A 17458-nucleotide genomic window follows, 5' to 3' on the forward strand; every position below is an offset into this window, starting at 1 on the left:
TGAGCGAGGAATGAAACTTTGTGACTAAGGAAGAAGTGTTAAATGGCGGTAATGTAAATCGCATAGTTCGAATGTCGAACACAGTTCGTCGACCTACAGGTTATTGGAGTAAGAATGTTCATGAACTACTGCTGCATTTAGAAAAGAATAACTTTGAGGGAGCACCAAGATTTCTCGGAATCGATGACGCTGGACGTGAAATATTGACATATGTTTCGGGGGAAGTTCCAGGTAACAAATATCCAAAACTTGAACCCTATATGTGGTCAGATGAAACGCTTATAGGTTTGGCCCGCCTTTTGCGTCGTTTCCATGATTCGAGTCAAGAGCTCATTCTAAATACAGAGGCCAGATGGCAGCTAAGCTATGCCGATGATGCCGAACACGAAGTTATCTGTCATAATGACGCAGCGTTATATAATGTTGTGTTTCAAAACGGGGCTCCTGTGGCACTGATAGATTATGACATGGCGGGTCCAGGTCCGCGTATGTGGGATATTGCGTACACGATTTACACATCGATTCCTCTTGCAAGTTTCGCACCTGACCATGTTTCTGGAACAACGGCAGCCTACCAAAATGAAAAACACGCCGTAGAACGTCGTCGGCGAATTCATTTGTTTTTTGAATCATATGGCATCCATGTCCCCAATAATTTACAACAGTGGATTCTTCAACGTTTGAACGTCTTGTGTGATACTTTGAGAAACGGTGCCGCCGCCGGAAATCCTGCCTATCAAAAAATGGTTGAAGATGGTCACTTGGCACACTATGAGAAAGAGATTGTTTTTGTCACAGATCGTTTTGAAGAATGGGTGTAATAGGGAGCAACTTGCCGTGATCGGCAGCTGTTCCTTTTTATTTTGGATATGTTTTATCTTATTTTTGATAATTGAATTTATCAGATTAGAAACTTGGCTTGGTTCCGGTATTTAGACAGCAAGGAATATGAGAACACAACGGCGAATAAAAAGAGCATGTTGGTCGCCTCTAGCTTGTTTTCTGTTGCTTGCTGAGCAAAGGCTTTTTCTCAAAGAATAGAAGGAGTGTTTAGAAAATGAATATTTTGTGGGACTTTGATGGAACATTATTCGATACGTATCCCGCTTATACTAAAATTTTTCTGGAGGTACTAGACCATAAATACTCTGCTGAAGAAGTAGTAAGCCAATTAAAGATATCCTTTTCCAACGCAATTCAACAATTAGGTCTTACTGAGGAGCAGCGTAAAGAGATAAAACGAAGAACTTCGTTGCTCGCGACTGATCAGCTAATTCCATTTCTTGGGGTCGAAAAGGTGCTACAAAAGGCAAATAGTAATGTTATTATGACTCATAAATCAAGAGCATCACTTCTTTCCATTCTTGATTACTATGAGTGGAGGCATTATTTTGTTGACATTGTTGCGGGAGATGATGGTTTTCCAAGAAAACCTGACCCTGCTTCGTACAAATATCTTAACGATAGAAATAAACTTAATCTAATCATAGGTGACCGTGAAATTGACATCATACCTGGTAAGTTGCTAGGAATAAAAACCTGTCTGTTTCAGAACAGTGCCCCTGGAGCTGATTATTATCTCTGGAATTATGACCACTTCTTTAATGTTATTCAACTGTAGTAAATCATCTATGCAGTTCACCAAAGAATATGGCAGGAAGGAAAGTATTCAGATACACTAACGCATATGTCATCAGATATTGAAGCTGTTATGAAACATTCAGGTATAAGTTTCTTTGCCCATTCATCTTTCACTTTTGGGTGATGCGCTTGGAAATCGCCAACCACGAATCCGTTAACGCTATTTGGATGAAGAGAAGCATACTTCAATACGTAAGATACTCCATACATAAAAAAGAAACTTCTTGTAAATATTACGTATGTGCTGTTTTCAAGTACAAATAATATGGAATAAGGAGTCATTTATGACCACTCAACAATCAAACCAAGCAAACAATCAAGCTAGTAATGCCGTATCACAGTCTCAACTAGCGAGCACTCAGGGAGCCACCTCAGCTGAAAATGGTGCAGGAACACAAGCTCAAACTGCGGGTAGTTTGAAGAGTTCCAAGCAGGAGCAAGAAGAGGAATAAAGCAATTTTCCAGGAAATGAAAAGTGAAGCTTGAAAAAAGCCGCTCAGTTGCGGCTTTTTTCTTTTTACACATCTCGATCGTGCGGCGATTTCTTATTTTAGCAAAAACTTCCTTTTCCACGCTTGACTTTATTAGATAGTTTCTAAGATAATTTATCAATGGTCTAATCTTTTATCAAATTAATAATACGGAGGCGGAGTTATGCTAAACAAAATTGTGCCTTATCAAGAACAATTTCATGATAAATTAATACATATTTGGCACCAGGCTGTGTGTCAGACACATACTTTTTTGACGGATGAAGATATTGAATTTTATCATCAAATGCTTCAAAACGGGGCGTTAAAGCAAGTTGAGATTTGGTTGGAATTGAACGAAAATGAAGAACCGGCAGGGTTTATCGGGCTTGACGGAACAAAGATAGAGATGCTGTTCGTAGACCCCGACTATCATGGGAAGGGTATAGGGAGCCGACTGATCAAGCATACCGAAACCATCAAAGGCAGCAATCTCCAAGTTGATGTGAATGAGCAAAATGATGGAGCGTACGCATTCTATAAACGGATAGGTTTTGTTCAGGTAGGACGCTCGGAATTAGACAGCTCAGGACGGCCTTTTCCTTTGCTGCATCTAGCATTAAAAAGTAACGCTTAAACTATAACCTCGCTTAACGCAGCCCTCATCTTTTGGAAAAGGTGGGGGCTATTTGTCGTTTACTTTGGTCGGCACATGCTCGTGTTAATTGTTCTGCTGGGAAGTCTCTTTGCGATGCGGTCGGCTGTCGTGCAGCAGCTTGTATTGGGTAGGCGTGCATTTCTTGTATATTTTGAAAGCTCTGTTGAAGGTGGAGAGACTGCCGAAGCCCGACCGCATGGCAACTTCCGTCACCGACATGTTCGGATCGATCAGCAGCTTCTCCGCATACATGATGCGATTCTGGTTGAGGTAATCGTAATAGGACATGCCGATGAACTGCTTGAACAAGCGGGTGAAGTGGAACTTGCTGAAGCCGGCCAATTCGGCAAGCTCATCAACCCGGATATCCTCGGTGCAATGTTCGTTCATGTAATTGCAGACTTTCAGGAATGTGTCGATGTTCTTATGATACTTCTGGCTCTTCGTTTGCAGGACACGGTGCTCGCCATGGATGACGTTTCTGCCGATGAGCACGAAGAACTGGATGAGCAGAGCGTATGCGGCGGCTTCTTTCAACAGGGAATGGCTGAAATATTCGTTCATCAGATCCATCAGCGGCTTGCGCAGCGTCTGTCCGAGTATTTTGTTCTGATCGGCCGCAATGATACAGCAAGGGCGCAGCAGATGGAAAGTCGAGTCGAATCCCTTGAGGCTGTAAAGCAGCGAATAATCAAATTGCAAAATAATCCGTTCCCCGGTATTCGGCGCGTGGATTTCATGCAGTTCTCCCGGGGGGATCACGATAATGTCGCCCGGATTCAGCACAAATTTCACATCATTCACGATGACCGTATAAATATTTTCTAACGGCATAATGATTTCTGCGGCGGTATGCCAATGCACCGGGTAGTTTTCGATTTCATGGTTGACATACAACCGGATGCCGAAATGCTCGTCATACGATACGGTTTCCTTCGTTCCGTTAAGAACTTTAATCATCGTTGTCCAACCCTTTCCCTGAAAAATCCACCATACTTTTGAGAAGAAAATCGCAATATTTGAGAAGTATAAAGCAAAATTTACGAAGATTGTTTCCATGCGAACAACTATAATAATACCAATGAAACCGCATTCATGAGCACGTATTTTGTCGATAACTCTTAATCTTTTTGCAAAAAACGCTGAAATCTTCACGATATGAAAGGAGGGGGGGCTGCTCCAATGAGCAAATGAACAAGAATGGCTTCGCAATCGCCCGGTCAACAATCGAAACTTTCGCAAATTATGGACACCTTACCGGGAAAGCGAGAAATTCCCTTTAAAAACAACGGATAAAGGAGGCGATATCCATCATGCGGATTTTGAAACGGTACCTTTCTCTAGTACTCATCGTTACCTTGGCTTTCTCATTCGCGATCTCTGCAACGGCTGCCGTGGGAGATCCCGTCCCCAAAGCGCAGGTTACTCCCGCTGGACTGAATTATGATCAATACCCGTCGCTGAAGGACGTATACAAGGATTACTTCATGATCGGTACAGTCGGAGCCTTGACCGGCCCCAGGTCGGGCCTCATCGGTTACCATTTCAACGCTTATACGCCCGAAAATGAGATGAAACCCCAAAGTGTGCAGAACGTAAAAGGTACGTTTACCTTTAACACACTGAACAATTTGCTGAACAATGTTACCGCTTTGTCCGGCGATATCAAGCTGATCGGACATACGCTCGCTTGGCATTCGCAGACGCCTAACTGGATGTGGGACGCACCGAATTTCGATCGGGCGACCGCCCTGGGCAATCTCAACGCCCATATTGATCGTGTCCTTGGCGAATACGGCAAACGGCTTTACAGCATTGACGTGGTCAACGAAGCCATCGGCACCGCCAACCCGACCAATTGGAAAGCTTCCTTGGATAAAGGGGAGGGTTGGTCCCTGGCGCTCGGCTGGGAATGGGTTGAACTTGCTTTCGTGAGGGCGGCAAAGGTTATTGACGACAACGGCTGGAACACCAAGCTGTACTACAACGATTTCGGCCTAGATAACGCAGCCAAGGCTCAAACGGTGTACGCGATGGTCAAAGACATCAATGAAAGATACGCCGGCACACGTCCGAACGGCAAACCTTTAATTGAAGGCATTGGTATGCAGGGGCACTACAACAGCAGCACGAAGCCTGAGAATGTAGAGACGACCATTAAAATGTTCGCTACCCTGCCTGGCGTGAGCGTCAGCGTCACTGAGTTGGATATCGAATGGCCAAATTTGGGTACGCTTACTACGGAACAGGCCGTGGCGCAGGGCCAAAAGTTCGCGCAGTTGTTTCAAATCTACAGAAAATACGCTGCGGGTCCGGCAAATAAGTCGGCAAACCCGAAGGTCATCGAGCGCGTGACGTTCTGGGGCACTAATGACGGGGATAGTTGGAAACGCGAAGGCCTTCCGCTGCTCTTCAACGCGCCTACAGGGACAAGCATAACCGCCAAGGAAGCGTTGGTGGCCGTTTTGGCTCCCGACACGTATCTCGAAATGAATCCCGTCGTAATTAAGCCGGAGCCGGAGCAGAATAAACCGGTCAACGGAGTTTATGTATATAGCACAAGCAAGGGAGACTCTTGGTCCGGCGCGAACCTCATCCTGGGCAATAACGCGAATGTGTGGCCCTGGTCGACAGCGGGTGCGGACGGCAAAGTGGCCTTTACCCCTGAGAAGGATGCTACGTATCGTATCGCTGTCAACTACACATCGATGGGCACAAATGCCATACGTGTACGTTGGCTCAAAGATGAATCCAATAGCGGCTACACCTCCCAAGACGGGCAGGTCGTCAGCACTCCGCCGTATAACGCTTCTTTAAATCCTAGCCAAGTAGCTACCAGAATTCCTTCCTATTTTAACAGCGGCATGTCTACTGGCAACAGTTATACGCTAATCACGGAAATTAAGCTGGACGGTTCCCAAGCTGCGGGTGGCCTGATTGGCAACATCGCCATTCGGGGAGGAGCCGGCGGCAACAGCTTTACGATCAATCAGATTAAAGTCGAGAAGATAGGGTCAGACGGTAAGGAAGATAAGCTGCTGGTCAACTGGCCGGAGGGAATCAAAGAGCCGGAACCAGAAGAACCCGTTATCGTAATCCCTCCTGCGGGCCAGACCTATGAAGCGTACCCTGCACTGAAGGACGTTTACAAGAATTACTTCACTATGGGTATTTTCGGCGCGGGCGAGAACAATGCCTTGATCCATAACTTTGCTTCGTACACGCCAGGCAATGAAATGAAGCCTGAAAGCACGCAAAACGTCAAAGGCACCTTTACGTATACCAGCGTGAACAATGCGTTCAACAACCTTACCAGTAAGAACCCGAACATGCTTTTCTACGGGCACACACTGGCGTGGCATTCGCAATCGCCTACGTGGATGTGGGATGCGCCTCCGGCCAGATACGAACAGCCGGGCACGTTCGACAGAGCTACTGCCCTGGCCAATCTCAATAATCATATCGAAAATGTACTCGGCAACTTCGGCGGGCGTCTTAAAGGCATAGACGTGGTTAATGAAGCCGTCGGAACAGCGAATCCGAACGACTGGAAAGCCTCGTTAGCCAAAGGGGAAGGCTGGTACATGGCGCTCGGCTGGGAGTGGGTTGAGCTCGCATTCCTGAAAGCGGCCAGCGTAGTTGACAGTCACCCTGATTGGGAAAGCAAGCTGATCTATAACGACTTCGGTCTTGATTCGCCAAGCAAAGCACGTGTTGTCTACGAGATGGTCAAGAGCATCAACGAACGTTATGCGGGCGTCCGCCCGAACGGGAAACCTTTGATTGAAGTCGTCGGCATGCAGGCGCACTACAATCTCACTACGAGCGCCGCGAACGTCGAGAACTCCATCAAGCTATTTGCGACGCTCCCCGGCGTCAACATCAACATTACTGAGATGGATATCGGCAGCCCGCCTGTGGGCGTCCTCACTCCGGTGAATGAGAATAATCAAGCCGTGAAGTTCGCCGAGTTGTTCCAAATTTACAAAAAGTACGCCGCGGGACCAGCCAACAAGACGAACAACCCGAAGGTCATCGACCGCGTGAGCATTTGCGGCGTGAGGGACGCCACCACAGGCTGGCGTGCCGGCGAATTCGCGCTGCTGTTCACCTCGAACGGATTGGCCAAACAAGCGTTGGTGGCGGTGCTGGATCCGAATGCGTTTCTTGAGACGCATAGCTACATTGAGCCAGAGACAGAGCCGGAGCAAAAGCCCGTTGACGGCGTCTATGTTTATGACGCGGGCAAAGGAGATGCTTGGACCGGCGCGAATATCATTCTGGGCAATAACGCCAACGTGTGGCCTTGGTCCACGGCGGGCGCCGACGGCAAAGTGGCTTTTACCCCAGAGAAGGACGCGAAATACCGTCTCACTTTCAACTACACTGCGAAAGGTACGACTGCCCTTCGTGTACGTTGGATCAAAGATGACTCAAACGGCAACTACACGGATGCCGATGGGGCGGTTGTCAACAGCTACCAGTATTCAGCCAGCCAAGTAGCCACCACAATACCTGCTTACTTCAACAGCGGCATGGTGAATATGGGAAGCTACACTTTAACTACCGAAATCAAGTTGGACGGTTCCCTGCCTGCCAATGGCTTGTTGGGCAACATCGCCATCCGCGGCGGCGGTGGCGGCAACGCGTACACGATCAACTGGATCAAAGTGGAGAAGATCGGTACCGGCGGCGCAGCCGATAAGCTTCTGGTCAGTTGGCCGAAGGAGACGGATACAACCAAGCATAAAATCACTGCGACCGCGGGAGCAGGCGGTACGATCACTCCTTCCGGCGAGATCGAGGTCGTTTCTGGCGCGAGCCAAACCTTTGCGATTGCGGCCAACAGCAACTACACGATTGCCAATGTGGTTGTGGATGGAGTCAGCGTAGGCGCGGTAAGCACTTATACCATCAATCAGGTAAAGGAAGACCATTCGATCTCTGTTACGTTCAGCTACAATGGAAGTGCTGTATTAACTGGCGCAGACCATGTAGTGGCTGGTGAATCCTTCAACCTTGTCTATGGTTTGGACCATATCAAAGGTAATGTGCTGGCTCAGGATGTTACAATCACATTTGATGCCGATAAACTGGAGCTTGCTGCACCGCCAGTCTCGGTAGATCAAGGGAAGTTCCTCGTCGTTGGCTACAAGGCAGATACGGCCGGTACGCTCCGTATTCTTGGCGTGCATCTTGGCGAGCGGCAATCCAATCCGAACACAGGTCTAATTACATTGTCCTTCAAAGCAAAAGGCAATGCGGTGGCCGGCTTGACCGATATTAAGGTCACGAGATTGGTGACGGCAGACGGCACGGATGCGGAAACCGTCCAAACCGGCGCTGTACACACCGTTCAAATTGCCGTCATCGATAAGGCAGCTTTGAACGCGCTCATTGCCGAGGCGCAGAATGCGCATGATCAAGCGGTTGAAGGCAAATTGATCGGACAATATCCGGCAGGCTCCAAAGCAACGCTGCAAACCGCCATTAATGCGGGAGTAGAAGTTGCGAACAATCCTGCTGCCAGCCAGGCTCAGATTGACGCGGCTGCTTTGCAGTTGAATGCTGCATTACTTGCCTTCAAGCTTTCCGTCATTGTTCATATTCCTGGCGATCATAACAACGATGGCAAGATCAGTGTCGGCGACTTGGCCCTTATGGCCAAGGCATATGGCATTACTTCAGCAGATGCAGGATGGGATCAAGTAAAACACTTTGACCTGAACGGCGACAATCAAATCGATATTCTGGATCTGGTTATGCTTGCACGTATGATTCTTGAGTGGTAATCCCAACCACTGAGAGCCATATATAATGTAGAAAATGGCGTATGATCTCAAAAACGAGGTCGTACGCCATTTGCTTTTATAACACTCTCTAAAAGATCAGTCACCTTTTTGCTTGGAAGCAGCCTTTGAGGCCAATTTATTGGTTAAGAAAAAGGCTGGAACGATCATGACAACCATGAGAATACTCGCTGTTAAAAAGCCGGATTGATAAGCAGATGTCAAATGAGGAACATCCGGAGCGGCATGATCGATTTGACTTGCGACAATGGTTGCTAATACGGCTGAGCCGAAGGCGCCACCGATATTTTGAATAATGCGGGTAGCGATGCTGGCTTGTGGAATTTGCATTTTTGCCAAACCTGTGTAGGCATCACTCATTAATGGAATCGTGACGCCGCCTACGCCGATACCACGAACAAGGAGTATGATGGCGAGGATCCAATAGCTCGTGCTTTGATCAACCCAAATGAAAGGAATTGTTCCGGCTAGAGAAATGCCAATCGAAATGATTACAACAATTCGGGCACCAATTCGATCAATCATTTTTCCGATTAATGGTCTAACAAGAAGCATGCCTAATCCCTGTGGAATTAATGATAATGCAGCTAAAATGATGGAATCGTTACGAACATTTTGAAATAAAAGCGGAAGCAGAAGCATGGGACCATTGGTTCCAATTCCTGCAAGAAATAAGCCGCAGAAGGATGCGCTAAAGCTTTTAAACTTAAATAAATTCAGAGGCATAATGACATTTTTTTCATTTTTAAGAGCATAAATCGCGTAAATGATAGTTAGAAAGACGCCAATAATAAGGAATGTTATTGTTTTTGTATTCGTAAAACCTCCCATCTGCGCTGCAGCAGTGATACCGTAGATAAAGCTAACCGAAATGCCCCCGAGTAATAAGATCCCAAACCAGTCAAGCTTTGCTTGTTGATTTGCAGGCGGAAAGCTTGGCAGCTTTTTGAATATAAAATATAGCGTGATGAATACAACGGGAACATTAACGAAAAAAATCCAATGCCATGAAAGATAATTCACAAGAACCCCGCCAATTACGGGTCCAAGGATGGGTCCAAGAACGATGGGCAGGCCTACGATGGACATTAACCGACCAAGTTTTTCTTGCCCGGCTGCTTGTATCAAAAGCGTTGTTAATAGTGGAATAATCAAACCAGCGCTAAAGCCTTGAATAAGACGAAAAATAATCATACTAGTTAAATTCCATGAAAGTCCTGAGGTAATCGAACCTATAAGAAAAACGATTTGCGCGGCAATATACACTTTTTTTCCATCAAATCGCTGAATGAGCCATCCTGAAAAGGGAACGGCTATTCCTGTAGCTAATACATAGCCCGTTACGATCCATTGGATATTATCGAGCGATGTATGGAAAGCCTTGGAAAAATCATTCAGTGCTATGTTCACCATGGTTCCATCCAACATAGGGGCAATAGCCCCCAGGACAAGCACAATTGCAATAGTTAACAATGATCTCGGTATTTTTTCTTCTTCTTTAATTGGCATATCGAATGCTCCCTTCAAAATAAGATACAATTTGAACCTTATTCTCAAATTGAACTATACATCGAATAGAAAAAAGTTGCAATAACTCTTTTTTGGGGATGTGTGATTTTGGGGATTATAATAAAAGGTGCAATGTGTATCTTAATTTCATGCTATATTGGTCTATATAGAATCTGCGAGGAGCTTTGGAATGCCAAGTATTAGAAAACGAGGGAAAGAACTTGAAAGCGCAATATTAGAAGCGGCATTTGAAATTTTTCAAACGTCTGGCTATCAGGAAATGACCTTTCAAAATGTTGCAAAAAAAGCAAAAACAAGCCGAACGGTCTTGTATCGTCAGTACGATACCCAAATGAACTTACTGCATGCCATGGCGCATTATCGATTAGCACAAGTGTTTGGAGAGCACTCCTTGCATGAACTCATAGAAGATCAAGGAAGCTTGAGATCGGATTTGCTGGCCATGCTAACTATTTATCACCGTTTTTTGATTGCTATTGGACCCGAATTGTTTAGTGCCGTCTTGAATGAAATTAGTCGGAATCAGGATGCATGGAAAGAAATTGGCCTTCATGCGCAAGAAGGAAATGAAAGGATTATAAAAAAGATTCAAGGGTTTGCGAAAAAACGCGGAGAAATGGTAGGGGATTTTACTGCTTTTCAAATGCAGCTGCCTTTTAACCTCATGCGATATGAATATTTGATTCAAGGTGGAAACTTGTCGGAGTCCTATTTGAGCCTGTTAGTTGACGAAATGTTATTGCCTATTTACTTGAGTAACAAAGAGATTGTCCCGTAAGTGAATAGTGAAAATAAAGGGAAACCGTACCATAGACAGGTTTTTCACTTGATGAAATGAATGAACACAATAAGGAGGAGCATCATGTTTGAACATATCAATCAAAATTATGACGGCGTAAACTTTAGCAACCAAGATTTGAGGTATGGCGAGCTATTAGGCTGCACTTTTCATCGTTGCACATTTGCTAACGGATCGTTAGAGGAAATCACAACGAGAAACTGCCGTTTCGTTGAATGTAATTTTCGGGGGGCCTCGTTAAATAGCTCCGTTCATATCGAATCCGCGTTTGAAAATTGTAACTTTGCCGAAGCCAATCTATTCGTCTCGAAGTTTGAAAACTGCAAAATGACGGGTTCAGATTTTTCCAGTGCCAATATGGATGGAATCACCATGCGCCAAGGCGATTGGTCTTATACGAATTTGAGGAGCGCCAGACTGGTTAAGCAAGATTTGCGTGGTATTAAATTTTTGGAAGCAGATTTATCCGAAGCCAATTTAGAAAAAGCCGACTTAAGAAATTGTGATCTTACGAGAACAATATTAGCTAGAGCGAAATTACAGGGAGCTGATGTAAGGGGAGCGAAAATGGAAGGTGTGGATTTCAAAGCCATTTCAATTAAAGGGCTGAGAATGGATACGGAGCAAGCAGTGTTGTTTTCACTCTCGCATGGAGCCAAAATGAATTAAATGAGTGTCGGTCTTTGATTCACTCACTTTACGGCAGCCGGTCGTGATGATCGGCTGCCGTTTCCATTTCGTATGATGAATTTGTCGAATTTTGTATATTTTACAAGTCAATTTAGTATATAATGCTTATATCTGCTTATATCAATCTATCGGAAGTCACGATTATGCATCCGGAGATTTGAGTAAGTGTGCTCTTTGAAAATTAAATAAAAGGAGGAGAATCATGCTTTCCCAAGGAATACGCAAGAAAATCAGTGCAATCCTCGTAGGTTTGCTCTTGATAAGCATCCTGATGCCAACCGCAACGATGGGTGCTGAAACAACTGCATTTAAGGATATCGCGGATTCTTACGCACAAAAGGAAATTCAAAATCTGGTTAACGACCAGGTGATCAGCGGGTATGAGGATGGAACCTTCAAGCCTGAGAAAGCGATGACACGAGCAGAACTGGCTAAGATTCTCGTCTTATCCCTGGGTCTGCGGGAGCAGTCAGATCAAGCTTCCGGGTTTGCCGATGTCGATGGCAGCAGTTGGTATTCGGGCTATGTCGGCGCTTTGGTTCAGAGCGGTATTACGCAAGGAACATCGGCAGCAACGTTCTCTCCGAATGCGAATGTAACGAGAGAAGAACTGGTTCTTTTCTTCATCCGAGCGATGGGACTAGAGAAATCCGCTCAGTCCGTACATACACCAGCCCAACTATCGGACTTTGATGAAGTGTCGAGCTGGGCGCAACCTGCCGTATCACTGGCCTTTCAAATCGGCTTTATTAATGGAATCGAAGGCAGTGACGGGGCTTTGACTTTCAACCCGAGAGAGGTTGCACAAAGACAAGCTTTGGCTAGATTAGCTTATGAATTCAAAACGAATAAAGCGGTCTACATAAATAAGGCTAGAGAGTTTGCGCATTCTGAAGAATCCGCGATCATATCCATTGAGTCGGTCAGCAGCACGAGCATGGAGGTCACTTTCACTAAGGAAGTAACTGACGTGCACGCAGAGGATTTTACATTTGATCACGGCTTGCTTGTTACGAATGCTTCTATCAAAGCAGGCAGTAAAACAGTCGTCGTTCTCACGACCAAAGACCAGACATCTGGCACTATATATCGTCTTACCTATAAGGGCAAAGACACAGGGATTACTGTTAAAGGGACCTCGTCTTTCTTCGGCGGTGGTGGTGGCGGTGCTCCAGCTCCAGTCCCAACAACAAAAAATGATCTGGATAAAATTAACGGCGGCGGAACTTACGATTCACTGACCGTTACATCTTCAGGAACCGTTGGCCCTGCTGACGATAAGCTAAAGACGATTGTTACAGGCACATTAACACTGAATCCCGGTGCAAACGGAGAAATCCTGCTGCAAAACGTAGAAGCGAGAAACATCGTTGTCGCATCAGGCAGCTCGAACTCAATCAAGCTGAAAAATACCATTATCAAAACATTAAAAGTAGCTGCTCCTAATCAAACCACCCCTGTGCGGATTGAAACTCTTTCCGGTTCAGATGTGTCGGATCTGGATGTACAATCCAAGGTCATAATTGAGTCTACAGCAGGCAGTCTGGGCATGATCAAGATTGGCTCCGCGGCAGGCGGACAAGTGGTTGAGCTGCGAGGAACCCTGAAAGGGGACATTCAGATTGAAGGGGAAGGCACACAAATCAAGATCGCCCCTCCTCAAGACGGAGGTACTACATCGGTTGCCAATTTGAATGTAGGTGCCAATGCAACCATTATGGCGGCAGCAGGAACTACGCTGCAGCATGTGAATGTTTCAGCTAAATCGGAGATTGCATTCACTGGTGAATGCAACATTACGTCTCTTACTGTATCGGAAGCAGCTCAAGGTTCAACCTTGAATCTGACGAATGCAGGAGGTCGAATATCTGCGATCCAACTGGATGGCAATATTAGCTTGCAAGGTGATGCAGACACGATCGGGGCCATCAAGCTTACTGCGAAGCCCGGCGTTGTTATTGATGTTCCTCCCTACATAACAGATACTTTGAAAAATAAAGTCGTAACCGCAATTGCAGCGATTGGTGCCTTAAGCGAGTATTCTTTAGAAGTTGAAGCGAAAATCAGTGCTGCCGAAATCGTCGTAAACAATGCGAACTTGCTTGGCGCAAGCCCGGAGGAGATAACTGGTTATACGACAACGTTGGCGATTGCGAAGCAAAAGATCGACAGATTGGCACTGGAAGCGGCCGTTCGTGACTTACAGATTCATTTTGCCGGCAAGGATTCCAGCATCTCGGTCACGCAAAATATAGACTTGCCACCATCGGATCCAAACAGAGGCGTTAGCATCAGTTGGAAGTCTTCCAGCCCGTCCGTTGTCAGCAACGACGGTGTGGTCACTCGCCCTGAGAGTGGATCAGCGGATGCAACGGTTGCATTAACAGCAACCTTGTCTAGGAATAAAGATACTCGTAATGCCGAATTTGTGATTATCGTGGTGTCACAACCTGCACAAGTTCCTGTTTTAGAATCATTGACAGTTAATTCAAGTAGTTTCGTCTTTCACAGCTACGCAGAAATCGGTCAACTTATTGTTACTGCCAACTACTCGGACGGCTCTTCAAGACCAGTAACTAAAGATGCTACTTATAGAATCAGTGACATCAATGTTGCAAGAGTAAGTAATGCAGGAGAAATTACGCCCCTAGGCAAAGGAACGGCAACGATCTCGCTCGACTATGGCGGTTTACTGAAAACTGCAATCGTTACGGTGGATATTTCGGGTGGCGGAATATCCGAACCGATTGTCCAAGTGGCAGCTGGCGACGGTCAGGTAGATTTGTCGTGGAAATCTATTGGAGCTGGCGTAACCTACCAGGTTTACATTTCTACCATCAGCGGGTCGTTTGAAGAACCGCCTGTTGCTTTAACAGAGACGAATTATACATTTAAGGGCTTAAAAAACGATGTACCGTACTTCTTTATCGTAAAAGTGTTGCAGAATGGCCAAGTCGTTACTTCTAAGGAAGTGACTGCTGTTCCTGTTGCAGCGTACAAGGAAAAAACGGCGACGCCAACTTACGATGGCATTGTGTATCCCAACAGCATCAAGCTTACGGGTACTGCGGAGCCTTCATCGAATGATTTTTGGAATACCGTTACATTAACCAAAAAGGATGGCACGTTTGTAGCTAGAAGCTATGTGATGCTGGACGGAATATTTGGACTTTTAACAAATTTTGACGTTATGCCCAAAGCGTCTCTCTCCGTAGGGGAAGAAGTGCTGCTTACTGCACAAGCTTATGGTAAAAAAAGCAGTGATCCAGTAGCTGTTGTTGTTCAGCCTACCCAAGGTCAGACTCTCAAGCCTACAGTCACTAGCGTCGTTTACGAAGTAAACAGTCTGCTCATCGGTTATGCAGAGCCGAGAGCATATGTGACCGTCGCTTATGGCGAAGGGAAAGGCGATACGATTATAGCCAATGAAGACGGCTACTACAGCCTTTACTTGTGGAGCAATGATCTACAAGCTGGTGAACAGGTAAGGGTCATGGCTACCGTTCATGGGAAAGCGACAAGTGAACCTGCCATTGTTATTGTGCAAGAGTCAGTGAAGACCGACAAGCCAACAGTGACAGGGGTCGTTTATACCAATAGTTATAGGCTAAGCGGACTTTCAGACCCGGGATTATTTCATGACTGGAGCACTGTTATTTTGCGTAAGCAGGATGGCACCTTCATCACGCAAAACGTCGTGAACGAAGATGGATCTTATCTCATGACGACGAACAACTACTACCCTGTCCCACTAGAGGCGGGAGAGCAGGTTATGTTTACCGCGCGGGCCTACGGCAAAAGAGAGAGTGACCCTATCCCACTCATTGTTCAGGCAACGAACGGGCAAACCCATATACCATCGGTAAAAGGCGAAGTCTATGACACCTCCTACTTGATGCAAGGTTATGCAGAGCCGGGTGCGTTAGTAAGTATTTCCGGTGGGGCCTATGATAAAACATCGTATATTACTGCTAACAGTGACGGATCTTTCGAATACTATACTGGGTATTTCAAAGCTGGGACCTCGTTCAAAATAACAGCAACGGCACTAGGGAAAGCAGCTAGTGAACCGCTCTATGTTACAGTACAAGCAGGACCTAAAACAGCAACTCCAAAAGTGACTGGCGATGTGTTCACTAATGGGTTCATGATCGTCGGGGAAGTAGATCTAGGAGCTGAAAATGTCAACACTCTCCTCATTCTGTCGAAAAAGAACGGTACTTACGTAGACAGTTTTGGCGTAGATCAAGGGGGAGCATTTAGTATTCAATCGTATATCTATCCGAACTCCTCTCATGTCACACTTGTTGCCGGTGAAGAACTGCTTCTAACGGCACAATCATTCGGTAAAAATACCAGCGACCCTGTTGTCCTTATTGTAAAACCTACGCAAGGTCGCACCGCCTCTGTCATGACAGAAGTTGTCAATGAAACCCTTATTAGCGGTTGGGCTGAATTCGGGGCAACTGTCATCCTGAAATCCGACTCCAGCAGTAAAGTGATGAGAACTGTAGCCTCCAATGCAGATGGATTTTTTACTTTCTATCCTGATGCAAACAATGTAACTCAGACTGGAGATCGCGTGAGCATTACAGCGACTGTGATTGGCGAGGATACCAGCAAGCCGATTGAAGTGACGGTAGGCGCAGCAAAGCGGACAGAAACACCAACGGTTACCGGCGAGATCTATCCGAATTTCTACCACATTAGCGGAAACACAGTACCTGGGATGACAAACACGAGGACATATGTTTATCTGAAGAAACAAGACGGAACTTATGTAACCTCTTGGGCTGTAGCGCAAGAAGGCAGTTTCGGGGCATACAGCTTGCTTGAAAATCTAGTCCTTACAGCGGGTGAGAAATTACAAGTAACAGCTAAGGCTTACGGGATGAAAGAAAGCGAACCTGTCCCCCTTATCGTACAAGCAATCAAAGGGCAAACGGCATCGCCCACCGTTATGGAGCCAGCAACGGAGGCGGTTTTTTCCGGATGGGCTGAACCAGGATCTATCGTAAGTTTCAATGTTGTGCCAAATGGTTTTGGCGAGTGGACCACCATTTCTTCTGACGGTTCGTTCAGATTTTCTATGTTTCCTGCCGATTATATTCATGCAGGAGATCGAATAAAAATTACCGCTACAACCATCGGCAAAGCAACGAGCGACCCGACCTATGTGACGTTAGGAGCGGCAGCTAAAACTGCGATGCCGACTGTTACCGGGGTCGTTTATACGAATGGATTTATACTGCAAGGTTCCGTAGGTTCGGAATCAAGTTTCACGAGTATGACCCTGACGACTAACTATGACTCCATTGTAGGATCTTTTGTTACCGGTTCGGATCGTAATTTCTCAACATCTCAGCTCTTCCAAACCTATGTCCGTTTGAAAGCAGGGGAAGTTGTGCTATTAAGAGCTCATGTGGATGGCATGACAAGAAGTGATCCCATTCAATTCGTCGTACAAGCCACAAAGGGTCAGACGGAAGTTCCTACTATTAACGATGACATCGTTGAAACAGAATCCTTCAAAGGAATTGCAGAACCTGGCGCCATAGTTACATTATCAAACGATACAACAGGGAACGTTCAAACTATAATTGCCGCAACAGATGGCAGCTATTCGTTCTACTGGGATTATAAAGCCTACAAAATTGGCGACCAGCTATCCTTAACGGCAACAGTTCCTGGTAAAGAGACAAGCGATACGGTACAGATTACTCTCATCGACTCTCCTTAGTTTTATTGAAAAAGACGGCTACCCGATCATCGGGAGGTCGTCTTTTTGTGCGCTTGGCAGCGCAATGGACTAATGAGTGAAAGTCTCTAGTACACCGCGAGGTGGCGGAAGTACATAGCT

At 45.9% G+C, this 17458-nt stretch carries 10 protein-coding genes and 1 pseudogene; 9 read left to right on the plus strand and 2 right to left on the minus strand.

Features of this window, described 5'->3' with window-relative positions; genetic code table 11:
* Positions 1-20: 20 nt before the first annotated feature.
* The 5 genes and pseudogenes from AC3WRW_RS28855 to AC3WRW_RS28875 all read left to right on the plus strand — a co-directional run bounded on the left by AC3WRW_RS28855 (position 21) and on the right by AC3WRW_RS28875 (position 2748).
* Positions 21-821: a phosphotransferase gene (locus AC3WRW_RS28855; RefSeq protein ID WP_492549660.1), complete on the plus strand. Its 801-nt coding sequence runs from the start codon at positions 21-23 to the stop codon at positions 819-821.
* Positions 822-914: 93 nt separating this feature from the next.
* A pseudogene (locus tag AC3WRW_RS28860) lies at positions 915-1041 on the plus strand (IS1595 family transposase); the annotation flags it as partial.
* Between the two features lie 16 nt (positions 1042-1057).
* Positions 1058-1621 (plus strand): HAD-IA family hydrolase, encoded by a 564-nt coding sequence (locus AC3WRW_RS28865; protein ID WP_492549661.1) that lies wholly within the window; start codon positions 1058-1060, stop codon positions 1619-1621.
* 304 nt (positions 1622-1925) lie between these two features.
* On the plus strand, positions 1926-2093 hold the full coding sequence (locus AC3WRW_RS28870; protein WP_492549662.1) for a hypothetical protein: 168 nt from the start codon (positions 1926-1928) through the stop codon (positions 2091-2093).
* Positions 2094-2295: 202 nt separating this feature from the next.
* Entirely contained in the window at positions 2296-2748 is a 453-nt protein-coding gene (locus AC3WRW_RS28875) for an acetyltransferase (RefSeq protein ID WP_492549663.1), read from the plus strand.
* Positions 2749-2832: 84 nt separating this feature from the next.
* Here the strand turns inward: AC3WRW_RS28875 and AC3WRW_RS28880 are convergent, their stop codons facing one another.
* The gene (locus AC3WRW_RS28880; protein WP_492549664.1) at positions 2833-3729 is read right to left on the minus strand and encodes a helix-turn-helix transcriptional regulator; all 897 of its coding nucleotides are present in this window, start codon (positions 3727-3729) and stop codon (positions 2833-2835) included.
* Positions 3730-4082: 353 nt separating this feature from the next.
* Between AC3WRW_RS28880 and AC3WRW_RS28885 the strand changes: the two genes are divergently transcribed.
* Positions 4083-8561 (plus strand): endo-1,4-beta-xylanase, encoded by a 4479-nt coding sequence (locus tag AC3WRW_RS28885; protein WP_492549665.1) that lies wholly within the window; start codon positions 4083-4085, stop codon positions 8559-8561.
* A 96-nt stretch (positions 8562-8657) separates the two neighbouring features.
* Here AC3WRW_RS28885 and AC3WRW_RS28890 read toward each other — a convergent pair whose 3' ends face one another.
* Entirely contained in the window at positions 8658-10088 is a 1431-nt protein-coding gene (locus tag AC3WRW_RS28890; protein WP_492549666.1) for an MDR family MFS transporter, read from the minus strand.
* A 190-nt stretch (positions 10089-10278) separates the two neighbouring features.
* On the opposite strand from AC3WRW_RS28890, the gene AC3WRW_RS28895 reads away from it, so the two are divergent.
* The 3 genes from AC3WRW_RS28895 to AC3WRW_RS28905 all read left to right on the plus strand — a co-directional run bounded on the left by AC3WRW_RS28895 (position 10279) and on the right by AC3WRW_RS28905 (position 17338).
* The gene (locus AC3WRW_RS28895; protein WP_492549667.1) at positions 10279-10887 is read left to right on the plus strand and encodes a TetR/AcrR family transcriptional regulator; all 609 of its coding nucleotides are present in this window, start codon (positions 10279-10281) and stop codon (positions 10885-10887) included.
* 84 nt (positions 10888-10971) lie between these two features.
* A complete protein-coding gene (locus AC3WRW_RS28900) occupies positions 10972-11577 on the plus strand; it encodes a pentapeptide repeat-containing protein (protein ID WP_492549668.1) in 606 nt (201 codons plus the stop codon).
* 223 nt (positions 11578-11800) lie between these two features.
* A complete protein-coding gene (locus AC3WRW_RS28905) occupies positions 11801-17338 on the plus strand; it encodes an S-layer homology domain-containing protein (protein WP_492549669.1) in 5538 nt (1845 codons plus the stop codon).
* The last annotated feature ends 120 nt before the right edge of the window (positions 17339-17458 follow it).

The sequence above is a fragment of the Paenibacillus sp. FW126-R14 genome (genome assembly GCF_058789495.1).